Here is a 6,896-nt window from a genome sequence, read left to right as displayed (position 1 = left end):
CGGCAACTCCGGAATCATCTCCTTCGGACACGTAGGATTCATGGCCATTGGCGCCTATGCGGCGGCCTGGCAAACCTGCTGCCCGGCGCTCAAGCCGACCGTCATGGCGGGCTTGCCGGCATTTATCCTTCATCGTTCCGTACCGTTTCTGCCGGCCACCGTTATCGCCGGGACTCTGGCGGCGATGGTGGCGCTTGTCGTCGGCTTCTTCATCATGCGCCTTTCCGGCGTCGGCGCATCGATCGCAACATTTGCCTTTCTTGCAATCGTGCAGATCGTCTATTCCAACTGGGATCACGTGACAGCAGGCACCAGTGGAATTGTCGGGATCCCAGTCATCCTCAACGTGCCGATTGCAACCTGCGCTTCGGTAGTTGCGCTGACCATCGTTTACGGCTTCCAAACTTCACGATATGGTCTCTCGCTCCGATCTACCCGTGACGACGAGATTGCGGCGCGGGCAGCTGGAGTCAACGTATTTCGCCAGCGGCTCATCGCCTTCGTCTTGAGCGCTTTCCTGGTGGGTTTCGGCGGCGCGCTTTACAGCCACTTCCTCGGGATTCTCAGCCCGGACATCTTCTATTTCAATCTTGCCTTCATCACGCTCGCGATGTTGGTCGTTGGCGGAGTTGGCAGCCTGGCCGGGGCCGTGATCGGTGTGCTCGTCATTTCCTCCGCCATCGAAGTGCTCCGGCGTCTCGAAACTGGGATCGATTTGAGTGGCGTCGCGGTCCAGCTTCCGCCCGGCTCTCAGGAAGTTTTTTTGGGCATCTTCATGCTGCTCATTCTCATTTTTCGGAACCGCGGCCTCACTGCCAGCCGCGAAATCGCGTGGCCTCGCCGGCTATCGCCGCACCGTTCGGGCGATGAGATATCCGCAGAGCAGAAATGAAGAACATTTGTCAGAGCTCCACGCCATCCTCACCACCTTTACCGAGGGCGCGGGTTCATTAAGGCGCGGCCGTAGCCTGATTGACGCGAGCTGAACGAAGGCTAGATAGTTGGCGGCAAGCCTATCGTAGCGCGTCGCCACCCGACGGCATTGTTTGATCCTGTTGAAGAACCGCTCCACGCGGTTTGAGCGCGGTAGAGATAAGGGTTGAAGCAGATCGGATCTGTGCGATTGCTTTTCGGTGGGATGTCGGCCCGTGCACCCTTCTTCGTGGCAAGCTCTCTGATCAAGTCGGCGTCATCGCCACGGATTGCGGGGCAGAAGCGAACATCAACCAACGACAATCCCCGCCGAAACCGTCGGAAATGACTGATACTGGCGAAAAAGTCGGTTTTTGTTGTAGATCCGGCCGAATCAGGGGCTCGAGAACGAGGACAGTTTGGCAGCGAGGGCGTTGCGATCTTTCATAGAGGTCTCACGCAGCAGACCCGCGCGGTGGCACGGGTGGACCGAGGCATCGAAGCGCAAGGGTTTTCAGGTTCTGTACGATGGCCGCGAGATGAAATTCGTCACGCGCAGCGGAGAGCCCTCGGAGCCGGATGCGTTCGAAACCATGGTGGGTCTTGAGGTGAGCAAAGCGCATCTCAACGCGCTTGCGTTCATCCCTCGACTTGAGGAAACGCTTTGTCCCCATGAGTCGTCGCGCCCTATCGCGGGCGTCTTCGTGAACGTCGCGGGGTACCTGTCGAGCAGCCATATTCGAACAGCATCGCGCTTTGAGTACACAAGCATCGCAGTCGAATTTGGAGGCGCGGTGGCGGAGCATGTTGCCGTCGTGCACGGCGCCGGTGGTGTGTAGCAGTGTTATTTGGACAAATGTAGATGCCACGCCGTCTGTCCCACCGAAAGTCACTGCGCGAAAAGGTGCCATCATCGCGCTCGCTTGCGTCGCGAACCGGAATGTGTGGAGCAATCCCGCGGCCAACCAGCCAGCTGAGGAAACGGCCCGTTCCATAAGCGGTGTCAGCAGCAAGACGCTTCGGCTTCAAACCAAAGCGGCGTTCGGTTCGATCGAGCATTGCCTTTGTGGACTCGACCTCCTCGTAGGTCCGCGCGGGGTTCAACGTCGAAAATAGCCGCATGCTCAAGGTCAATGAGATAGTCGAACCCATACCCGAACTGCACGCGCTTGTTGGCTTTGGCCGTCCACGCCGAGGACGGATCAGAAGGCGAGATCGCCTTCCGCGGCTTGCGATCGGGGCGTCACGGTGGGGGTTCCATCAGAACCGCCACCGCGGCTATCCTCACCCTGCTGGACCTGCCGCCGTCGGTATCGGAGCAAAGCGGGCCTCGCGAACGATCTATGAGTACGTGTCCTAAGCTGGCTCCCGAACTGAGCCGATCATCCATCGAACAGACGGTCAATCCCATCGAATGGGCGAAAATGCGATAGCGAGCGGCAGAGCCCAGGGGTCGCGCGAGGCGTACCGCCCGGACTGATTCGGGCGGCCGGTCGACGTGCTGTGGCTGAACGGCCGAATCCTGTCTGAACGGCCACACGGACTGCGCTATCACCTCCTGCGGCTGGTTTGCCCGTCGTGTCGTGCCCCGGACTGCGCCTTGTAAGCGCGCGATAGAGCCTCTTTCGCCAAAGCCGGGAGCTCCCGAACCATGCGATCGAAGTGCCGGTCGATATGAGCAAGCGTCGCCGATGCGTCGCCCGTCTCCAGCGCATTGATGATCGCCATCGGCTCGTCCGACGCGGCAATATTTAAGTTCCGCCACTCAAGATCGACGACCCGAATGAAGTGACTCCGATCGTTGAAGTTCCTCACTATACTGATCATCTCCTCTTGCCCTGACAAGGAGCCAATACGTTCGAATACATGTTCGATGAGCCTCGCCTGCGTCGAGGCGGCCATCCGCTCCTCGTCACCCTCAGTCCCATCGGCGCGGCCGAATGGCAACGCCGGCGGAATTCCATCCCTTTCGAACTGCCTTCTCCGCGTCATGATACTGTATCTGAGGATGGCGCGAGAGATCTCATGGATACCTTCGAGCTCCGCGGCGTCGGGCGCCTTGGCGAAGAAGCCACGGTAGGGAATCGCGACCACCAACCGTTCGCCGTAGAGCTGAATGAGAGCTTCGCGAACTGGTGTCGCACTGATGTGCAAACGGTCGGAAAGCTCAGGCACACTCAGGTGTTCGCCAGGCCGAAATCTGAAATTCACCGCAAGTTCTTTGATGAGCGAGTAGGCCGCGTCCTTCTTATTGTGCTCACTTTCAAAAGTTAACATCGAATTTCATCCACGCGGATCTGATAGTCGGATCCGCAGCCGTTCCATCGCCGCGAAAGCGATCACGGCGCCTCAGAGTACGACGGACAACTATGACAACCACATTATAGGCCATCGACTCGCCGTAGGAACCTACCTAAACTGATAGGGGTCGACGGCTTGCATGCCGCCGGTCGAGGACCCGGCGTGGTGCCGCCACGGGCGCCATCGGCTCAACCAATCGCGCTAGTCTTAGACTCCCGCATAGCTCGGTAACCGCGCTACAGATTGCTTGCACCCAGTTGGCTGGCCACCAAATCCAGAAAGGCTCTGGCTCGTGCGGGAGAGATTGCCCCGCTGACCTGCCGCCGAAGTTTCATCCAGCAGCGTTTAGGACACGGCGCTGAAAGCCAGAGGCCGAAAACGGTAATGTTAGAGATCTCTTAGACCGCCGAAAGTTTCCGTTCGTTCGCCGCTCTTGCCGATTGCCGCATCAAGGGGAAATGCCTCTGTTCATTCGATATGAATCGAACTCAACTGCTGAGAAATGCAGAAGGAGATCGATTATGGCTCGCCAGGAAATAAGGGGCCTAAGACGGACGATCCGATGACAGCAGCTGCATGAAATGGTCCCCCTTGCCGACAACACCATCTGCGAAATGGAACAGCGTGGAGAGTTTCCGCGACGCTTCGCGCTCTCTCCTCGATGTGTCGTATGGGATCTGAGCGAGGTAGAGGCTTGGCTCTTAATGAGTCGAAGCAAGCCCCTCACCCGTGCTCCGCATCCAGACGTGAAACAGCGAGGTAACCGCTCGGTCACAGCCTTCAGCGCAGATGCCAAGTCGGCATCGCGGAAGGGCTTAGTGAGGACGGGACGGTCTTTAAACTTTGCGTCGATCCCGGAGGCGCCGTAGCCGGTCGCAAAGATAAACGGAATACCTTTTGCCTCCAGCTTTTCTGCCAGGGGCATCGTGCGCTCTCCCGCGAGAATAACGTCGAGGATCGCAACGTCATATTCCAGATCCTTTACTTCAGGGCGTTCGCGAAAAATTGCGCGAGGTCATCACGCGCCTGCTGACGAGCTTCCGGATTGGCATGTACGCGCACGCGTCCTCCCTGCCGGCGATGAGACCCGGGGTCGTCGTACTCATAGTCGCCCTCAAAGCTGTCGAAAATATGGGTTGCGCCTCGGAAGACGCGAAGCGAGAGGTGTGCGGCATCGACCGAGGCAAGACCGTGCAAGAGCCCCTCACAGGCGTCGGCCCCACCGTCGTAATCATCTTCGCTGCCGATGAGAATGCGGATTGGCGCGTCGACGAGACCGCCAAACTCAGCACCAGGCTCATGGTTGTAGAGCCAGCAAATCGGATAAAGCGCCGCAGCGGCTCTAAAATGTATCCCAGAACCAAGCACCGCATCGCTGTTCCGGCGGGTCATCAGCAGCAGCGTCTCTATTCCGCCCATGGAACTGCCCAAGAGGCCGATGCGATCGGCATCGATTTCCGAACGTGCGGCAAGGAGATGGTAAGCGCCGGCGATATCCGGCAGATTGTCGGTGAGGTTTTTGGGACGACTGGACGCTCCACCGGGAAGGCCACGGCCGCCCCATTGATCGATCTCGAGCGTTGCGATGCCCGCTCGATTAAGCGCGGCGGCGTAGTAAACACCGGCGTATCGGACACCTCCCGTGCCATGCAGCAGGATAACCGCCGAGACTTTGGTCGCTATGCCGAGCGGCGACTGCAACCGCGCCCCGATCATGATCGTCTTGCCATTCCAGTCGACCGGATAGGCGAGATAATTAATGCGAAGACGCGGGGTTTGCTCCGAGCCTAGTGTGGGCGGCAGCGAAGCAAGTTGGAGTATCACGGCCACTAAAGCAGCGGAAATAGGTCTCACCCTTCTTCTCCGCAGGCAAATAGAACGAACGCGAACTCAAACATATTGATGCCCTCGGCTCAACAGCTTGCCGCGATCGAGCATCTTCACTTTTTGTCGCCTGTAGATCCGCTTCTAAGATCGGGAAGACCACCCATGAGGCATGGCGCAACATCGCAGGCCGTTGCCGATTGTGGGGTCGCGGCGCCTAGTCGGCCGCGGTATCATAGCGCCATGGTGAAGCAATAGTGCCCGTCTTGATCGGCCGTGGCGCGCCAATCTACGCCAGAGCACGATATCACGGCCCACAAGCGCTCCTTCGCGCGCAATCGTCGAGTTCAAGCGCATCAATCGAGCGGCGTACCACCCAATGCTTCGCATTCGAAAGGAGCAAATCCTGGTTGATGATGCCCCAACCAGCCTCGGAGGCATCGAACACGCGCACCCCGAGCCGCTTGGTGGCGGCCTTCTCGGTGGCGGCGACCGGCATCACCCCACTAGCGGTTCGCCGCGACAGCGCCAGCGCGGATCGTTCGTTGCAGCGAGCGCGCTTAATCGACGCTGATACCGGCCGCCTGATGATCGGCCACCACTTTTCGATCTCGGCACGTTGCAGGGCGGCTAGCACCTCGAGCGTTTGCTCTTCGCGCGGCACGATCTGCTGTCCGAGTTCACTCGGCGCGCGGTTCGTGACCGCGTGGCGGATCGGGTGATCCTCGCGCGGTTCGTTGGGGTCGATGTGACCGGCATGCTGGAAACCCGACATGCGAGGTATCGATGTCGCCCTCGAGCGCTGGCAAAAAATTGCGGTCGCGCTGGATGCGCGTCACGCCGACCTCGGCTAGTAGCGTTTCCGGCGCACGTCGGCGACGCCTTGGCATGCGCGCCCATATAGGCCCACACCAGTCTGCCGCGTTCGATTACGCTATAGGCCTTCGCTCTTCCCTTCTGCTTGAAATCCTGCGGCGGTGGCACGCTCGGCATATCGACGCAGTTGCCTTCGGCGTCGAACTTCCAGCCATGATAGACGCAGCGCAGGCCATGCTCCTCGTTACGTCCCAGGAACAAGGAGGCGCAGCGGTGATCCACCGCGCCAACGCGGCCGGCACTGTCGCAGAATGCGATCAGTTTCTCTCCGAGCAACAGCAGGCGAAGGGACGCGCCGTCGTGCGCGAGCTCCGAGGGCAAGCAGGCCGGGATCCAATATTGCCGCATCAACTGGCCCATCGTGGTCGCGGGACCAACCCGGGTCAGCTCGCTGCCTTCAGGTGCCGTTGCCATCGCGTCCTCCTGCTACATCCGCTGGAGCATCCTCAAGCGTTGCTGGATGGCATCTCCGCGGCTGAAATCGTCGCACCGCGCTTGCGGCACGCGGCGCCTGGTCGGGCGTAGGATTTATTCGCCTTGATGATCTGGACGAGCTGATCGAGAAAGCGCTAGATTGAACCGTTCGCGGAGGCAAATGTTTGCGGGATAAGGTCCATCGCAGATCGCTTCTGGTGGCGAGTGGCCGCGCGTTGCTGGCAACGACGCTCGGGTCCGCCCGCAACCTGAGCCCACGGTTCGCGACCGCGCAAACCGCCTCGTTCGACGAGGTGGAACAGCGGCTGGCCACCGCGATCAAGGCCTACGACGGGCAGGGTAACCACCGCACGGCGACCGCGGTCGACAACGCGTCCGCGGAATGGCTGGCGCAGGAAATTGGCCAGGCTGGACTGAGGCCGATACTCGAGCCTTTCACGGTGATGCGAATCGATCCGCTGTCATGCCATCTTTGTGTCGCGGATCGCCGCATCGAGGGCGTGCCATTGTTCGATGCGCCGTTTACGGGGGCCGATGGGATCCATGGA

General features: G+C 59.9%; 7 protein-coding genes and 2 pseudogenes. 3 read left to right on the top strand and 6 right to left on the bottom strand.

Features of this window, described 5'->3' with window-relative positions:
* A partial coding sequence (locus JOY90_RS36360) for a branched-chain amino acid ABC transporter permease (protein WP_291695909.1) occupies nt 1-892 on the top strand: 892 nt, incomplete at its 5' end.
* Between the two features lie 72 nt (nt 893-964).
* On the opposite strand, the pseudogene JOY90_RS36355 reads toward JOY90_RS36360, so the two are convergent.
* From JOY90_RS36355 to JOY90_RS36345, 3 genes and pseudogenes are all read right to left on the bottom strand, one after another.
* Nucleotides 965-1,087 (bottom strand): annotated as a pseudogene (locus JOY90_RS36355) (transposase); the annotation flags it as partial.
* Between the two features lie 280 nt (nt 1,088-1,367).
* Nucleotides 1,368-1,649 (bottom strand): transposase, encoded by a 282-nt coding sequence (locus JOY90_RS40285; protein ID WP_367277037.1) that lies wholly within the window; start codon nt 1,647-1,649, stop codon nt 1,368-1,370.
* Between the two features lie 814 nt (nt 1,650-2,463).
* Nucleotides 2,464-3,189 carry a GntR family transcriptional regulator gene (locus tag JOY90_RS36345; protein ID WP_291695907.1) on the bottom strand — a complete coding sequence of 242 codons (726 nt, stop codon included), beginning with the start codon at nt 3,187-3,189 and terminating at the stop codon, nt 2,464-2,466.
* A gap of 605 nt (nt 3,190-3,794) precedes the next feature.
* On the opposite strand from JOY90_RS36345, the gene JOY90_RS36340 reads away from it, so the two are divergent.
* On the top strand, nt 3,795-4,082 hold the full coding sequence (locus tag JOY90_RS36340) for an AlpA family transcriptional regulator (protein ID WP_291695906.1): 288 nt from the start codon (nt 3,795-3,797) through the stop codon (nt 4,080-4,082).
* A 112-nt stretch (nt 4,083-4,194) separates the two neighbouring features.
* Here JOY90_RS36340 and JOY90_RS36335 read toward each other — a convergent pair whose 3' ends face one another.
* The 3 genes and pseudogenes from JOY90_RS36335 to JOY90_RS40275 all read right to left on the bottom strand — a co-directional run.
* Nucleotides 4,195-5,067: an alpha/beta hydrolase gene (locus JOY90_RS36335; RefSeq protein ID WP_291695905.1), complete on the bottom strand. Its 873-nt coding sequence runs from the start codon at nt 5,065-5,067 to the stop codon at nt 4,195-4,197.
* A 277-nt stretch (nt 5,068-5,344) separates the two neighbouring features.
* Nucleotides 5,345-5,812, bottom strand: coding sequence for a hypothetical protein (locus JOY90_RS40280; protein WP_367277038.1), 468 nt, complete (start codon nt 5,810-5,812; stop codon nt 5,345-5,347).
* Nucleotides 5,813-6,072: 260 nt separating this feature from the next.
* Nucleotides 6,073-6,261 (bottom strand): annotated as a pseudogene (locus tag JOY90_RS40275) ((2Fe-2S)-binding protein); the annotation flags it as partial.
* Nucleotides 6,262-6,563: 302 nt separating this feature from the next.
* Between JOY90_RS40275 and JOY90_RS36325 the strand changes: the two are divergent.
* Nucleotides 6,564-6,896, top strand: a 333-nt coding sequence (locus tag JOY90_RS36325; protein WP_291695904.1) for a hypothetical protein, incomplete at its 3' end; no start/stop codon positions are given.

Source organism: Bradyrhizobium sp. (assembly GCF_019242285.1).
Lineage (GTDB): Bacteria > Pseudomonadota > Alphaproteobacteria > Rhizobiales > Xanthobacteraceae > Bradyrhizobium.
The sequence above is the reverse complement of the archived record's forward strand: the minus strand, read 5'-3'. Positions and strand labels throughout refer to the sequence as shown.

Excerpts from the sequence above, each read along its gene's own strand:
- JOY90_RS40285 (WP_367277037.1), bottom strand. The coding sequence starts at position 1,649 with ATGGCTGCTCGACAGGTACCCCGCGACGTTCACGAAGACGCCCGCGAT.
- JOY90_RS36345 (WP_291695907.1), bottom strand. The coding sequence starts at position 3,189 with ATGTTAACTTTTGAAAGTGAGCACAATAAGAAGGACGCGGCCTACTCG.
- JOY90_RS36340 (WP_291695906.1), top strand. The coding sequence starts at position 3,795 with ATGGTCCCCCTTGCCGACAACACCATCTGCGAAATGGAACAGCGTGGA.
- JOY90_RS40280 (WP_367277038.1), bottom strand. The coding sequence starts at position 5,812 with ATGTCGGGTTTCCAGCATGCCGGTCACATCGACCCCAACGAACCGCGC.